Annotated in this window: 16 protein-coding genes; 12 read left to right on the top strand and 4 right to left on the bottom strand. The window is 62.4% G+C overall.

Features of this window, described 5'->3' with window-relative positions; all coding sequences use genetic code 11:
- Positions 1–11 precede the first annotated feature (11 nt).
- The 5 genes from pxpB to AACW30_RS10725 all read left to right on the top strand — a co-directional run bounded on the left by pxpB (position 12) and on the right by AACW30_RS10725 (position 4,862).
- Positions 12–776, top strand: a complete 765-nt coding sequence (pxpB, locus tag AACW30_RS10745) for a 5-oxoprolinase subunit PxpB (protein ID WP_119742440.1) — start codon at positions 12–14, stop codon at positions 774–776.
- On the top strand, positions 773–1,711 hold the full coding sequence (locus AACW30_RS10740; protein WP_124418099.1) for a 5-oxoprolinase subunit C family protein: 939 nt from the start codon (positions 773–775) through the stop codon (positions 1,709–1,711). Before pxpB ends, AACW30_RS10740 begins: the two co-directional genes overlap by 4 nt.
- 171 nt (positions 1,712–1,882) lie before the next feature.
- Positions 1,883–3,220 (top strand): MFS transporter, encoded by a 1,338-nt coding sequence (locus AACW30_RS10735; RefSeq protein ID WP_200624989.1) that lies wholly within the window; start codon positions 1,883–1,885, stop codon positions 3,218–3,220.
- 114 nt (positions 3,221–3,334) lie between these two features.
- Positions 3,335–3,877: a cysteine hydrolase family protein gene (locus AACW30_RS10730; protein ID WP_124418098.1), complete on the top strand. Its 543-nt coding sequence runs from the start codon at positions 3,335–3,337 to the stop codon at positions 3,875–3,877.
- Between the two features lie 4 nt (positions 3,878–3,881).
- Positions 3,882–4,862, top strand: coding sequence for a GlxA family transcriptional regulator (locus tag AACW30_RS10725; RefSeq protein WP_200624988.1), 981 nt, complete (start codon positions 3,882–3,884; stop codon positions 4,860–4,862).
- Here AACW30_RS10725 and AACW30_RS10720 read toward each other — a convergent pair.
- Positions 4,836–5,000 (bottom strand): DUF2986 domain-containing protein, encoded by a 165-nt coding sequence (locus AACW30_RS10720; protein WP_119742450.1) that lies wholly within the window; start codon positions 4,998–5,000, stop codon positions 4,836–4,838. The two genes, AACW30_RS10725 and AACW30_RS10720, sit on opposite strands and share 27 nt — an antisense overlap.
- 81 nt (positions 5,001–5,081) lie before the next feature.
- Between AACW30_RS10720 and AACW30_RS10715 the strand changes: the two genes are divergently transcribed.
- Together AACW30_RS10715 and panB are read left to right on the top strand one after the other, a co-directional pair.
- The gene (locus tag AACW30_RS10715; RefSeq protein WP_200624987.1) at positions 5,082–6,038 is read left to right on the top strand and encodes a glycoside hydrolase family 6 protein; all 957 of its coding nucleotides are present in this window, start codon (positions 5,082–5,084) and stop codon (positions 6,036–6,038) included.
- A 164-nt stretch (positions 6,039–6,202) separates the two neighbouring features.
- A complete protein-coding gene (gene panB, locus AACW30_RS10710; RefSeq protein WP_200624986.1) occupies positions 6,203–7,018 on the top strand; it encodes a 3-methyl-2-oxobutanoate hydroxymethyltransferase in 816 nt (271 codons plus the stop codon).
- Here the strand turns inward: panB and AACW30_RS10705 are convergent.
- Complete coding sequence (locus AACW30_RS10705) at positions 7,006–8,394, bottom strand: aminotransferase-like domain-containing protein (RefSeq protein WP_200624985.1); 1,389 nt, start codon at positions 8,392–8,394, stop codon at positions 7,006–7,008. The two genes, panB and AACW30_RS10705, sit on opposite strands and share 13 nt — an antisense overlap.
- A 277-nt stretch (positions 8,395–8,671) precedes the next feature.
- On the opposite strand from AACW30_RS10705, the gene AACW30_RS10700 reads away from it, so the two are divergent.
- Positions 8,672–8,860: a DUF1737 domain-containing protein gene (locus AACW30_RS10700; protein WP_106576590.1), complete on the top strand. Its 189-nt coding sequence runs from the start codon at positions 8,672–8,674 to the stop codon at positions 8,858–8,860.
- A gap of 14 nt (positions 8,861–8,874) precedes the next feature.
- Here the strand turns inward: AACW30_RS10700 and cynR are convergent, their stop codons facing one another.
- Positions 8,875–9,759 (bottom strand): transcriptional regulator CynR, encoded by an 885-nt coding sequence (gene cynR / locus AACW30_RS10695; protein ID WP_200625029.1) that lies wholly within the window; start codon positions 9,757–9,759, stop codon positions 8,875–8,877.
- Positions 9,760–9,870: 111 nt separating this feature from the next.
- Here cynR and AACW30_RS10690 point away from each other — a divergent pair, with 111 nt between their 5' ends.
- The 4 genes from AACW30_RS10690 to AACW30_RS10675 all read left to right on the top strand — a co-directional run bounded on the left by AACW30_RS10690 (position 9,871) and on the right by AACW30_RS10675 (position 12,697).
- Positions 9,871–10,494 (top strand): carbonic anhydrase, encoded by a 624-nt coding sequence (locus AACW30_RS10690; protein ID WP_200624984.1) that lies wholly within the window; start codon positions 9,871–9,873, stop codon positions 10,492–10,494.
- Positions 10,495–10,615: 121 nt separating this feature from the next.
- Positions 10,616–11,086 (top strand): cyanase, encoded by a 471-nt coding sequence (gene cynS, locus AACW30_RS10685; RefSeq protein ID WP_119742460.1) that lies wholly within the window; start codon positions 10,616–10,618, stop codon positions 11,084–11,086.
- Positions 11,087–11,163: 77 nt separating this feature from the next.
- The gene (locus AACW30_RS10680) at positions 11,164–11,403 is read left to right on the top strand and encodes a DUF2790 domain-containing protein (protein ID WP_106576594.1); all 240 of its coding nucleotides are present in this window, start codon (positions 11,164–11,166) and stop codon (positions 11,401–11,403) included.
- A gap of 70 nt (positions 11,404–11,473) precedes the next feature.
- Positions 11,474–12,697 (top strand): amidohydrolase family protein, encoded by a 1,224-nt coding sequence (locus tag AACW30_RS10675; RefSeq protein WP_200624983.1) that lies wholly within the window; start codon positions 11,474–11,476, stop codon positions 12,695–12,697.
- Here AACW30_RS10675 and AACW30_RS10670 read toward each other — a convergent pair.
- Positions 12,676–13,737: an alpha/beta hydrolase family protein gene (locus tag AACW30_RS10670; protein ID WP_200624982.1), complete on the bottom strand. Its 1,062-nt coding sequence runs from the start codon at positions 13,735–13,737 to the stop codon at positions 12,676–12,678. The genes AACW30_RS10675 and AACW30_RS10670 overlap by 22 nt on opposite strands.
- Between the last annotated feature and the right edge of the window lie 49 nt (positions 13,738–13,786).

Genomic DNA, 13,786 nt, shown 5'->3' with positions numbered 1-13,786 from the left:
GAAGTGACGTGATGTCTGACGTTGACTGTGATTTTCGGCCTGTGCGTGCCGAACAGCGCTGGCAGTTCGAGCCGTGTGGCGACAGCTGCATCGTGGTGGTGTTTGCAACGCTGTTCAGCGCGCAGGCCAACCGCCGTGCCGTGGCGTTCAGTGCCACGCTGCATGACCTGTTGGCGCGTGGGCTGCTTGGCGGCGTGACCGATGTGATCCCGGCGATGGTGTCCGTGGGCGTGCATTATGCCCCGCCTATCATCGCCAGGCTGTACCCCGAATTGTTGCCCTACGACGCGATTGCCCAGGTGTTGGAAAACGCCCTGACTCAACAGCACAACCTGGCGCGCGTCACACCCAAACGCCTGGAAATCCCGGTGTGCTACGAGGGCGACTACGCGCCGGATCTGCTGGACATCGCCAACGCCTGCGCCATCACGCCCAACGAAGTCATCGCCGCACACAGCGGGCAGTGGGTCGACGTATTGATGGTCGGTTTCGCACCGGGCCATCCCTATATCGGCATGCACGAGCCTGCGTTGAAACTGACGCGCCGCGCCGTACCGCGCACGCTGGTCACGCGCGGCAGCGTCGGCCTGGCCAATTGTCAGAGCGTGATTTACCCCACTGATTTGCCAGGTGGCTGGAACATCGTAGGCCGCACACCGTTGTCGATGTTTTCGCCGGCCAATCAGCCGCCGTGCCTGTTGAGCGGTGGCGATCAGGTGCGCTTCGTGCCCATCACCGCCCGTGAATTTGAACAACTGGCCGGAGCGCAGCGATGACCATCAAAGTGATCAGGCCCGGTCTGTTTTCCACCTTTCAAGACATCGGCCGCGTGGGCTTCCAGCATTGGGGCGTGCCGGTCAACGGCGCCATGGACCAGGACGCGCATGCGCTGGCCAACCTGTTGGTGGGCAACCCGACCACCGCTGCGACCCTGGAAATCACCCTTCAAGGCCCGGTCTTGTGCTTTCAGGCACAGGCGCTGATCGCCCTGGCCGGGGCTGACCTGGGCGCGCGACTGGACGGCGTTGCGCTGCAACCCGGGCGCGCCGTGCGTATCAAACCGGGCGCGATGCTTCGCTTCGAGACGCGTGAGTACGGCGCGCGGGCCTATCTGGCCGTGGCCGGCGGTTATCTGCTCACGCCGGTGATGAACAGCGCCAGCACGTATAGCCGGGGAGGGTTTGGCGGGCTGTCGGGGCGCGCACTGCAAGCCGGCGATGTGATCCCCATTTGCTCATCGTTCGCAAACCCCGTGCGGTTGAATATTCCTGCGGGCTGGCGGCTTGGCGCGCCGACACGTCCCGCGTCCATTCGGGTGCTGCCGGGGCGCGAATGGGCCGACTTCACCGAAACGGCTCGCCATGACTTCCTGCATGAGCCCTATCAGCTGACCGCTGCCTCGGATCGCATGGGTTATCGATTGGACGGCGCCGCGCTGGACCTGACGCAGCCCCGCCAGCTGCTGTCCGAAAGCGTGGCCTTCGGCACCGTTCAAGTGCCCGCCGGTGGTCAGCCGATTGTGCTGATGGCCGACCGGCAAACCACTGGTGGCTACCCGCGCATCGCCCAGGTGGCCAGTGTGGATTTACCCAGGCTTGCGCAACTGTTGCCCGGCGATGAGATTCGATTTTCGCTGATTGATTTACCCACGGCTCAAGCGTTGTTCGTGGCGCGTGCACACGCGCTGGAACGACTGGAGGCCGCCCACTGAGCAATAGCCGTCGCTACCGATAATAAAAACAGGAGCGCTAGATGATTAAGCCCACGTTCACATTTCTTACTGTCGAGCATTAAAACCCCTCGCAACCTGACGGGTTTACTTCTGGGTGGAACTGTCCACCTCAATAACTCAAATGACCAACGGTCAGAGTGGAAGGTGTTTATGTCTCGCGTGATCGCTACTCCCATCCCATCGCCGCGTTTGGGCGAGTTCGACAAGACCGCTGGCAGCAGCGCCACCAGGATCGCCAAGCGGGCAGCCATCGCTGCCGCGACGGGCACTGCAGTGGAGTATTACGAGTTTGGTGTGTACGGCTTTATGGCGACGATTATCGCGCCGTTGTTTTTTCCCAGCGATAACGCCGCCGCATTGCTGGCCACGTTGGCGGTGTTTGGCAGCGCATTCTTGATCCGGCCGTTGGGCGGCATTCTGCTCGGGCGGCTGGCGGACCGCATCGGTCGGCGCAAAGTGTTGCTGAGCACCGTCATCGGAATGGGCACCGCTACCGCGATGATCGGGCTGTTGCCGACGGCCGCCCACGTGGGGATTGCCGCGCCGATCCTGCTGGTGCTGATCCGGCTGGCGCAGGGCTTTTTCGCCGGCGGCGAGGTGATTGGGGCTGCGGCTTTTCTGGCCGAGTCTTCACCCAAGGGCCGCCGTGGCTTCTACGGTGCGTTCACGCCGGTGGGTGTTGCGATTGGCGGGTCGATGGCAGCGATCATCTGCGGCATCACCACTGGCCTTGTCGATGCGCAGCAGCTGCAAGCCTGGGCCTGGCGTATCCCGTTTTTCCTGGCGATTCCGTTGGTGATCTTTTCGTGCATCATGCGCCACAACGTCGAGGAGACGCCTGAGTTCAAAGCCTTTCTTGCCGTGGAAAAGCCGCCCACCGCGCCGGTCAAGGAGGTGCTCACGCAGAACCTGCCGGCGGTGCTGCGTGTGGTGGTGTTCGCCTTTGCACAGAACGCCGGCTACTACATCGGCCTGGTGTTCATGAACATCTACCTGACCACCTACCTGCATTTCGAGAAGTCCAAGATCTACTGGGTCATCGCCGGCGTCAGCCTGTGCATGGCCGCGCTGATGCCGTTCTGGGGCGGGCTGTCGGATCGCATCGGGCGCAAGAAAGCCCTGGCCATCGGCTTTGTCGGTTATGCGGTACTGGTGATTCCGATGATGGTGTTGATGAACAACAGCAGCCTGTTCATCGCGGTCCTGGCGTTTTTTGTGGCGACGCTGCCGATGCCGGTGATCCAGTCGGTGGGCTACCCGACCTATGCCGAGCAGTTTCCCACTCGGGTCCGTTACACCGGCATGGCCATCAGCATCAATCTGGGCGCCATCCTGGGCGGCGGGATCACGCCTTACATCGTCACATCACTGATCGGCTCGACCGGCAATTTACTGATCCCGGGGTTTTTCATGGCAGGCGCGGCGGTCTGTGCGTTGATTGCCTTGACCACCTTGCGTGAAACCTCCCAAGGCGCTTTGCGCCGCTGAGAATGAATGTCCGAATACGTCCGCATGTGGTCCGTCATGTGCCTGTCGCTCGCGTGCCGCACTGCCTAGTATGGCTTGCATCACTCACTGAACTGCACGCCAACAGGACACCTCATGAGCCGCAAAGCCCTTATTGTTATCGATGCCCAGCATTCGTTCCGCCATTCAAGCTACTGGTCCGAAAATGACCTGCCGGGTTACCTGGAAAAGCAACAGGCCCTCATTGATGGGTGTGTTCAACAGGGCATCCCGGTGATACAAGTCTTCCATGTGGAAGACCAGGGGCATTTTTCGCTGGCCTCGGGCAATGTTCGGGCATTGAGCGAGTTGTCGATCAACCCTGACCAGGTCATTCACAAGCGCTTTCACAGCGCGTTCGCCGGCACGCCCTTGGCGGCGCGGCTCACGGAAATGGGAGTGACCACAGTGATCATCAGCGGCATCCGCACCGAACAGTGCTGTGAAACCACCACGCGGCAGGCGTCGGACAGTGGCCTCAGTGTGGAGTTTGTCAGCGAAGCGACGTTGACCTTCCCGATGACCCACGCGCGCAGCGGCCGGGTCTATACCGCAGCCGAAATACGCGAGCGTACGGAGCTGGTGCTGGAAGGCCGCTTTGCGCGCATCGTCACGGTCGCCCAGGCATTGGAGGATTGACCCCGTGAGCGTGCCGGTGCTGTTTGTACTGCTGCCCAACGTGCTGATGCTGGACCTTGCCGGTCCCGCCGAAGTGCTGCGCCTGGCCGCTCAGGTCGAGGACTCGACGGCCGTTGAGTTCGACTTGCAATACGTCAGCCCGGTTGAAACGCTGCAAACGTCCATCGGCTTGCCCCTGACCGGGTTGGCGCCGCTTCCGCCAACCCTGGCGCCGGGCACGCTGGTGGTATTGGTGGGCTCTACATCGAAGGTCAGCAAGGCGGGGCAGCAGGCATTTGAAGCGGCCAGCAGCGTGCTGACCCAGTGGCTGCAGGCGGTGTTCGCGCCGTCTGGCGAGAAGCTGGTTTGCGTCTGTGCGGGGGCCTTGAGCGCCGCCCGCGCCGGGCTGTTGGACGGACGCCAATGCACCACGCACCACGCGCTGTGCGCCGCTTTGCAAACCCTGGCGCCCAAGGCTCGAGTACTGGAAAACCGCTTGTACGTCACCGATGGCAACATCAGTTGCAGTGCCGGCGTCACTGCTGGCATCGACCTGATGCTGCATTGGGTTGCCGAGCTGGCCGGGCCGCGACTGGCCTGCGCGGTTGCACGGGACATGGTGGTGTACATGCGCCGCAGCGGCGCCGATCCACAGCTGTCGGCCTGGATCGCCGGGCGCAACCACCTGCATCCCGCCGTGCATCGGGTGCAGGACGCCGTCGCCGCAGACCCGTGTGAGCCGTGGACCGTCGCGCGTATGGCCAGCCTGGCCTGCACCAGCACCCGGCACCTGGCGCGACTGTTTCACGAACACGTCGGCATCAGTCCGCTGGATTATCTGCACACCCTGCGTTTAACCGTGGCGCGTGAATTACTGGTTGAATCGACCCTGGGCATTGAAACCGTCGCCGAGCGCGCGGGCTTTGGTTCGGCGCGACATCTGCGGCGTATCTGGGGCAAATATGAAGCGGGGACGCCGTCAGCTGGGCGTGTCGGTGGTGGTTAACGCTTGATCGTCCTGGGCTTCGAGTTTGGCGCGGTCGGCTTTGCTGATGTATTTATCTTTGCTCTTGGGGGCCAATTTGGCGCTGGCTTTTTTTGCTTTGGCCTTGAAGAGCTGCTGCAGTTTTTTCTGGCGGTTCATGGTGTGCTACTCAACGGGTAAGTGTTCGCATGATATCAGCTTGAGGCAGTGCGTCAGGCCTCGGCCTTGTGGAGTCAACCTATGCTCAGGTTCATCGTTGGGGTTGCCGGTCTGGTTTTGTTAGCGGTGCTACCGGCTGCGCAAGCCGGCGACGCCTTCTACGTCAATCCTGAATCGACCGCTGCTCAGTGGGTAAAACACAACCCGCAGGCGGCCGATGCGGCAATCATCCGTGTGGCCATTGCGCAGGTGCCGAGTGCCCTGTGGCTGACCGGCAGCAGCCAGGGCAGCGATCAGCTTGAGGCGCGTGTGGAGCGCTACGTATCCGCCGCCGCCACGGCCCGCGCCACACCGATTCTGGTCGCCTACAACCTGCCGCACCGTGACTGCAGCGGCGGCGCCTCTGCAGGCGGCGCGGCCGATGCGACGGCGTATCGCGCCTGGATCGACCACCTGATCAACGGCGTTGGCCGCAAACCGGCGATCATCATCCTGGAGCCCGATGCCTTGCCAGACATGCAGTGCCTCAGCCCGTCTCAGCGAGACGAGCGCCTGGCGCTGTTCAACTACACAGTCGCAGCTTTCAAGCAACGCGCGCCCCAGGCCGACGTGTACCTGGACGCCGGTAACGCGCGCTGGAAGCCCGCCGCGCAGATGGCCGATACCCTGCATGCGGCCGGGATAAAAAACGCACGCGGTTTTGCGCTGAACGTCTCCAATTTCTACACGCTCGATCAATCCCGTGACTACGCCGACCGGATCAACGCCAGGCTCTTTGCTGATCACGCCTACACAAAGGCGGTGGTCGTCGACACCAGCCGCAACGGCAACGGCGCCGTTCCTGGCGACTGGTGCAACCCGCCTGCACGCAAGCTGGGCATGCTGCCGCACGCCGTCACGCCCAACCTGCTGGCGCTGTGGATCAAGCTGCCGGGCAACTCGGACGGCGCCTCTTCGCCCATCGCCGACTGCCATGGTGGGCCGGCGGCTGGCACGTTCAGCGCGCCGTTGGCGCTGCGGTTGATCGAGGGCAAATAAACCCCTCTGCGTGACCCCGGTGCTGTTGGCGAACGCGCAACGGCCCTCGCCACAACGGAACGTCTTGGCATCTGGGTCGCTTTTCAGCGCCGATCTGTGCATTGAATCACCGGCTGTTTTGCCAATAATCAGGCCGGGTATTCAGCGCAAACGGAAGGCATTTGATGAGCACCCATACCCGCACCCAACGCATCACCGTCCCGCAACTGGTCGCGATGAAAGGCCAGCAGAAAATCGTCTCCCTGACGGCGTATTCCAGCGCCATCGCCACGCTGATCGACCCGTTGGTCGACTTCATTCTGGTGGGGGATTCCACGGCCATGGTCGGCTATGGCCGGCCTTCAACCTTGAGCATGCAGCTCGAAGAAATCATCGGCCACACTCGCGCAGTGGTCGATAGCACGCGCCTGGCCTGTGTCATCGCCGACATGCCGTTTGGCAGCTACCAGGAATCCCACGAGCAGGCGTTTCGCAATTGCGCCCAGGTGTTGGCGCGCACCGGGTGCGACGCCGTCAAGCTGGAAGCCAACCAGGCCTTGGCCAGCACGGTTGAGTTTCTGGTGGCGCGCGGCATTCCGGTGATGGCCCATGTGGGGCTGATGCCGCAGTTTGTGAATGTGATGGGCGGTTTCAAGGCGCAGGGCCTCACGATTCAAACCGCTGCGGTGATCGTTGACGATGCGCGTGCCAACCTGGAGGCGGGCGCTTTCAGCCTGCTGCTGGAAGGCGTGGCCGAAGGTGTGGCCCGGCAGATTACCCAGGACGCGAAAATGCCGACGATCGGCATCGGCGCCTCGCCTGCCTGCGATGGCCAGGTGTTGGTCACCGAAGACGTGCTGGGCCTGAGCGGTGAGCACCTGCCACGTTTCGTCAAACAGTACGCCGATGTCGGCGCGGTGATTCGCGATGCCTGCGAGCGCTTTGCCGATGACGTACGCCACGGGCGTTTCCCCGAGGCGCGGCATTGCTACGGGCTTTGACGCATCGCCTGGGCCAGCAGGTTTACGGCCTGGGCGATATCCTTGCCCCAGTCGAGGGTGTAGCTCAGGCGTAGGTGATGGCGCCAGGCGCCTTGCTGACTGAACAGCTCGCCGGGCGCAATGACGATGCGCTCGGCCCGCAGACGCTCGAATACCTTGCGCATGTCGACGGCGGGCGAAGCCTCAAGCCAGAAACTCGCGCCGCCATGGGGGCGGTGTACCTGCCACTGATCGTGTTCGCTCAGCAGCGCGTCGAGTTGGGTCATGCGCTTGAGCAACAGCGCTCGCAGCGCTTTCAAATGTGGGTCGATACGCTTGGACGTGAACAGTTTGGCGATCGCCTTCTGACGGATAGGCGACAGGCGGAACCCGCGCTTGAGAAACTCTCGCTGCAACTGCGAGCCATGCCCGCGACTCAGTACGTACCCATAAGGCGCTTCCGCGCCGATGACTTTGTCGAAGGTCGAAAACACCAACAGCTTCTGCGGGTCGGCAAAGTCGCGATAGCGCGCAGGTGGCGGCTCGAAATACAACTCGCCGTAGGTGTCGTTTTCGAACAGCCAGATATCCCGCTCTGCCAGCCAGCGGCAAATTTGCTGTTTATCCTGCGCGGGCATCACGCCACCCTGGGGGATATTCACCGTCGACGACAGCACCGCCAATCGAATCGGCGCCCGCTTCAGTACTCCTTCCAGCGCGGCCAGGTCGAACCGCCCGTGCGCGTCGAGGGGCAATTCGATCACCCGGATCTTCGCTGCCTGCAGCTGACGCAGGATCGCCCACGAACACGGCGACTCCACCAACGCCACCGTGCCGGCGAGGTCCAGCGCGTTGAGCGCTGCGTCCAACACCGCGTGCAAGTCCGAGCCGATAAACACATGGTCGGCCTGCCAGTAATGGTCGGTGGATTGGGTGTAGCGCTCGGCCAATGCGGTGCGCAACTCGGGCTCGCCGAACGGCAGGTACAACGGCGCCAGCGAGCGCGGGTGTTGGCGAGTGAGTTCGCGTTCGAGCATCAGCAGCGGGTGTTCCAGCGACAGCAGCATCGCCGGGGCATCGCTGCTCAGCGCCAGCATCCCGGGCTGGCGGGCCGTGGCAAACACCTGGTCGAGCAGGCTTGATGTGCCTTCAGTCAATAACGGCGCCGTTAGCGATCGGGTGAAGTAGCCGAACTTGGCTTTGGCGTAGATCCGCCCTTGATCTTCAAGCAGCGCGTAGGCGTACTTGGTGGTCGACACTGACACACCCAGGCGCTCGGCCAGTTGGCGCAGAGACGGCAATTTGCGTTCGCCGTCTGGCGGGCCGGCGTCGATCAACTCGACCAGGTAGCGGTACACCGCCTGATAGGCGAACGCGCTGTGTTTAGTTCTATCCATGACTATTCGCGCTACTCGACCAGGTTACACGGGGAATACATCGGGGTTGGGGCCGGGCGAGTATTACTCAAGGCGATGTGATACGGAACTCAACGGCAGCCCTCCATGATCAAGCCGTGCACCCTTAACATTCCTGACGAGCGCGCGTGCCGCTGTGCTTATCGGATTGGCAGATTTGAGCCGAAGCAGGAAATCATGGATGCTGCTGTCGATTCGTTCACGGGCCGTACGATGCGTTGGGGCCTGATACTTTCATGTCGACCAGGAAAACCACACCATGCAAACCTCGCCGCCCGATGGATTACCTGTTTACCGGCTACTGACGGGCAAGGATGACGCCGCGTTTTGTCACCGCGTCTCTGAAGCCCTTGCGCTGGGTTATCAGTTATATGGCTCGCCAGCGGCCACCTTCAACGGCGAGTACGTTGTGGTGGCTCAGGCCATTGTTTGGGGGCCTGGTAAGTAGGCCCGTTTGCCTTGTCAGGTCAGCCCCTCGGCGACGTCCTTGGCCAGCGCCAAAAACGCCCGCGCCGCCGCAGGCTGATAACCCCCTTTGCGCTGCATCAACACGGCGGTGCGCTGTAACCGCTGCGGGCCCAGCTCAATGGCCACCAACTCTGGATGCGCCCGCGCAATCGCGGCGGGCAGCAGCGTCGACAGCGTAGTCCGGCGCACCACCTCAATCAGCGCGCCAATCACATTGGCCTCCATCACCACGCGTGGGCGAATGCCGTGCGTGCTGCAATAGCGGTCAATCTGCTCGCGGGTGGCGAATTCCTTGCCCAGCAAAATCAGTGATTCACCGTCCAGCGCCTCCAGCCCAATAACCCGCTCCTCAGCCCGCGGGTGCTGCTTGCCGACTACCAGTGCAAGGGTTTCGACCAGCAGGGGAGTGGCGTCAATGTCGGGCGCATGCACCTCATCAAACGCAATCCCCACGTCCAGTTCGTCCGCCAGCAGGAGGTTTTCCATCTGTTCCTGGGCAACCTCACGCACGTTCAGCGAGATGTTTGGATAGCGGCCGTGAAAGGCCTCCACCAGCGGCCCCACCAGGTAGGTGGTGAACGTCGGCGTGACGGCAATCCGCAGCGTGCCCCGGCTCAGATCGCCCACGTCATGAATCGCGCGCTTGCCTTGCTGCAGCTCCTGCGCCGCCCGCAGCGCATAGCGCAGGTACACCTCACCGGCATCGGTCAGGCGCGTCTGGCGACCGGATCGATCAAACAACTGGGCACCGAGGCTCTCCTCCAACTGCCGCACTTGCTGGGACAGTGCAGGCTGCGAGACATGCAGGGCCGCCGCCGCTTTGGTAAAGCCTTGGTGTTCTGCAACGGCCAGGAAGTAGTGGATATGGCGTGCCAGCATATTTGTACTCATAAGATTATCTAATGTGCCGGATCATATATGAGACTTTTACCTTATTGCACGGGCTCCGTAACCTTTGCTCCATCGCATCGCGATTCAAAGGAGTTACCCATGCAAGACATCATCGACGGTTTCCTGAAATTCCAGCGCAGTGCCTTCCCTGAGCGCGCCGGCTTGTTCAAAGACCTGGCCAACCAGCAGAGCCCACGGGCGCTGTTCATCTCCTGCTCCGACAGCCGTCTGGTGCCCGAGCTGGTCACGCAGCGTGAGCCGGGCGACCTGTTCGTCATCCGCAACGCCGGCAATATCGTGCCGTCCTACGGCCCGGAGCCGGGCGGCGTGTCGGCGTCAGTGGAGTACGCCGTTGCGGCCTTGCAGGTTCGCGACATCGTGATCTGCGGGCATTCCGACTGCGGCGCCATGACCGCCATCGCCACCTGCAAATGCCTGGACCACATGCCCGCCGTGGCCAGCTGGCTGCGCTACGCCGACTCCGGCCGGGTGGTCAACGAGGCTCGCCAGCATGTCGATCAGTCCGCCAAAGTCGCCTCCATGGTCCGCGAAAATGTGATCGCGCAATTGGCCAATATCCAGACGCACCCCTCGGTACGGCTGGCACTCGAAGAGAAGCGCGTGACCCTGCATGGCTGGGTCTACGACATCGAAAGCGGCTGTATCCAGGCCTTCGATAGCCGCACCGGCACCTTCGTGCCGCTGGCCGATTACCCTGCCTGATGCACCGAGGTGTCTGCATCGCAGCGGTGCGGCGATCCGACAAGCCAGCTCCCACAGTTGATAGTTGGCGCTTTCCCCATCAACCGTTTTACCCATTGTTTTTACTCACGGAGATAACCCCATGATCCAGTCACACATCAGCCAGAACACTCGCCTTGCCCTGACCGACGTCATCCTGCTGGCCAAGGCCCGCAAAGACCTGTCGTTCGCCCAGATCGCCGAGGGCACTGGCCTGCACGAAGCCTTCGTCACCGCTGCGTTGCTCGGCCAACACCCGCTGCCGGCCGACGCCGCCCAAACCGTTGCCGACACCCTGGGCCTCGACGCGGACGCTGTGCTGCTGCTGCAAACCATCCCCGTGCGCGGCAGCATCGGCAACGGCATCCCGACCGACCCGACCATCTACCGTTTCTACGAAATGATTCAGGTCTACGGCACCACGCTCAAGGCACTGGTTCACGAGAAGTTTGGCGACGGCATTATCAGCGCGATCAACTTCAAGCTCGACGTCAAGAAGGTTGAAGACCCGGACGGCGGCTCGCGCGCGGTGATCACCCTGGATGGCAAATACCTGCCGACCAAACCGTTCTGATCACGTCCGCAAAGGGCCCGGCGGCGCCTGGTCGCCGGGCTCCACTCTCCTCACGATGTCGAAGAGGTTATCTGAGCATGAAAGCGTTACTTGCACTGGTGGTTGGGGTTTTTTGCAGCGCGGCGATGGCCGACCAGCTACTTCCGGTTGAGCAATACAGCTATGCCCAGCACCTGGACATCGCCCACGTCATTTCCATCAGCGACATTGCAGACGTCTGCGCTGTGGTGCCTGTGCGCATGACCTATGAAGACTCGAAGGGCCAGCAGCACATTCTTGAATACCACGTGATGGGTAACGGCTGTTCCAACGGTTAAGCCACCCATTGTTTGTGTTTTTACCGCTGCGCCCGGTGCGCCTGAGGGCAGCAACTTGAGGGCCATACCCATGGATTTAATCTTTCGCAACGTACGCGTCGACGACGCACAACCGCTGATGGACGTGGCGGTGCACGACGGCAAAATCATTGAAATTGCGCCGCGCATTTCAGCGCATGCCCAGCAGGAAATTCAGGGTCACGGCAACGTGCTGATACCCGGTTTTGTCGAAGGCCACCTGCACCTGGAAAAAGCCCATGTCATGCACCGCAAGGCCAATCGCTCCGGCACGTTGAAAGAGGCGATTGCGGTGACCGCCGAACTCAAACCCAGCTTGACCCGCGACGACATTCTGGAGCGCTCCACCCAGGTCTTACGTGCGCTGGTGCAAGCCGGCACTACTCATGTGCGTGCCCACGCCGAGTTCGACCCGGTACAAGGCTTCACCGGGTTTGATGCGGTGCTGGAACTGCGGGAGAAATTTCGCGACGTCATCGATATTCAGGTGGTCGCCTTTCCTCAGGAAGGCATCCTGAAGCTGCCCGGCATGCAGGAAATGATGGTCGAGGCCATGGAAAAAGGCGCCGATGTGGTGGGCGGCATCCCCTACAACGATGACTCGGCGCATGAACATATCGACTTTGTGTTCGCCCTGGCCAAGCGCTACGGCAAGGACATCGATTTGCACCAGGACTTCGCCGACCACGCCGAACACATGACCATTGAGTACCTCGCGCGCAAAACCCTTCAGGAAGGCTACCAAGGCCGCGTGTGTGTCGGCCACCTGACAAGCCTGGGCGCCGTGCCCCCGCACAAACAGCACGAGATCATTGCGCTGATCCGCGAGGCTGGCATCAGCGTCATGTGCCTGCCTGCCACCGACCTGCACCTCGGTGCGCGCGGCGACAGTCATAACGTGCGCCGCACGCTGACACCGGTGCGGGCCCTGCGTGATGGCGGCGTGAATGTGTGCCTGGCCACCAACAATATTCGCAACGCCTTTACCCCGTTTGGCACCGGCGACTTGCTCAATATTGCGCAACTGGCGATTCCTGCCTGCCACCTGGGCGGGGCGGACGACCAGGCCACGGTGTTGTCGATGCTTACCACAAGCCCGGCCAAAGCACTGGGCTTGAAGCACTACGGGTTGGCAGTGGGTAAGGCTGCTGACCTGGTGTTGTTGGATACGCGGGCAGTCAGTGATGTGATTCTCGATTTACCGACGCGGTTGATGGTGCTCAAACGCGGGAAGATCGTGGCGACATCGGCCTGTCAGCGTTCGGTGGTTTTTTGACCCGGCGTGCTTGCCCTGGCCAGAAACCCGCTGATCAGCGCCACCACTTGCTGCTGAATCACCGCCCGTGGCCGCGCGCCTTCGCCATCCCGGCAAATCATGCCATCGCCCGGCGAGCTTTCTTCAATCAATGCCATGCCACCCGGCTTGCAGATCGGCATAAAGCTGAAGTGCGTGGCGTCGCTGATCTCCACGTACTGCGTGGAGGATGTTGGCATGCGCTTGACCATGTCGGCGGACTCCAATTCGGGCGACATGTCCTCGGTTGGCACGCCCCCGGCGATCACCAGCGCCGGCACCGGCAGTGCGGCCAGGCTGGCGCTGGTGAAGCCTCGCGACAAGCCCAGGTCCAGTGACACAACTGCGGTGATGCGTTTGTCGCTCAAGTCAGCGGCCAACTGGGCCTTGCCGGCGGGCGTGGCGGCGGGGTTCATCTGCTGGTAGCCGATGCAGCCGCCCAGCTTCGGGTGTTCGGCGCAGTCGCGGCTGAACAGGTCGGGGTCGAAGCGTGCACCGGCGATTTCCATCACGGTCCAGCCGCCGAGGGAGTGGCCCACCGCAGCAATCCGGGTAGGCGCGACCGCGCCAAATTGCTGCGGCTGAGCCAGGACCGCGTCGATAGCGCGGCTCAGGTCGGCCGGGCGCAGCCACAGTTGCGCGGCGGCTTGGGGGCTGCGGTCTTTGGTGGTGGTGCCGGGGTGATTGACCGCAGCCACGATATAACCCTGGTGCGCCAAGGCACTGGCCAGCCACACCTGTTTACCCCAATTGCCGCCGTAGCCGTGGGACAGCACCACCAACGGATGCTCGCCGGCAGCCGGTGGCGCGTCGGGCACGGCGAGGGCGCCGATGAACACCGCGTTGTCGGCGATCAGCTTGGGTTGGGCTGTGGAGGTAGCGGGGTACCAGACCACCAGTTCCAGCGGGCGCTGGTGTGTGGCATCGGGCAGCGTGGCGGTCTTGAAACCCACCGGGCTTTCGGCCGCGAAGGCGGGCGTAGACAGGCACAGCAGCAACAGGGCGCGCAGCGCGGTTTTCATTGTTTTTATCGTCCTTGATGTGGGGGGCGCATCATTACCTGAAATGCCC

Origin of the sequence: Pseudomonas sp. MF6747 (genome assembly GCF_963890955.1) — a bacterium.
Classification (GTDB): Bacteria; Pseudomonadota; Gammaproteobacteria; order Pseudomonadales; family Pseudomonadaceae; genus Aquipseudomonas.
The sequence above is the reverse complement of the archived record's forward strand: the minus strand, read 5'-3'. Positions and strand labels throughout refer to the sequence as shown.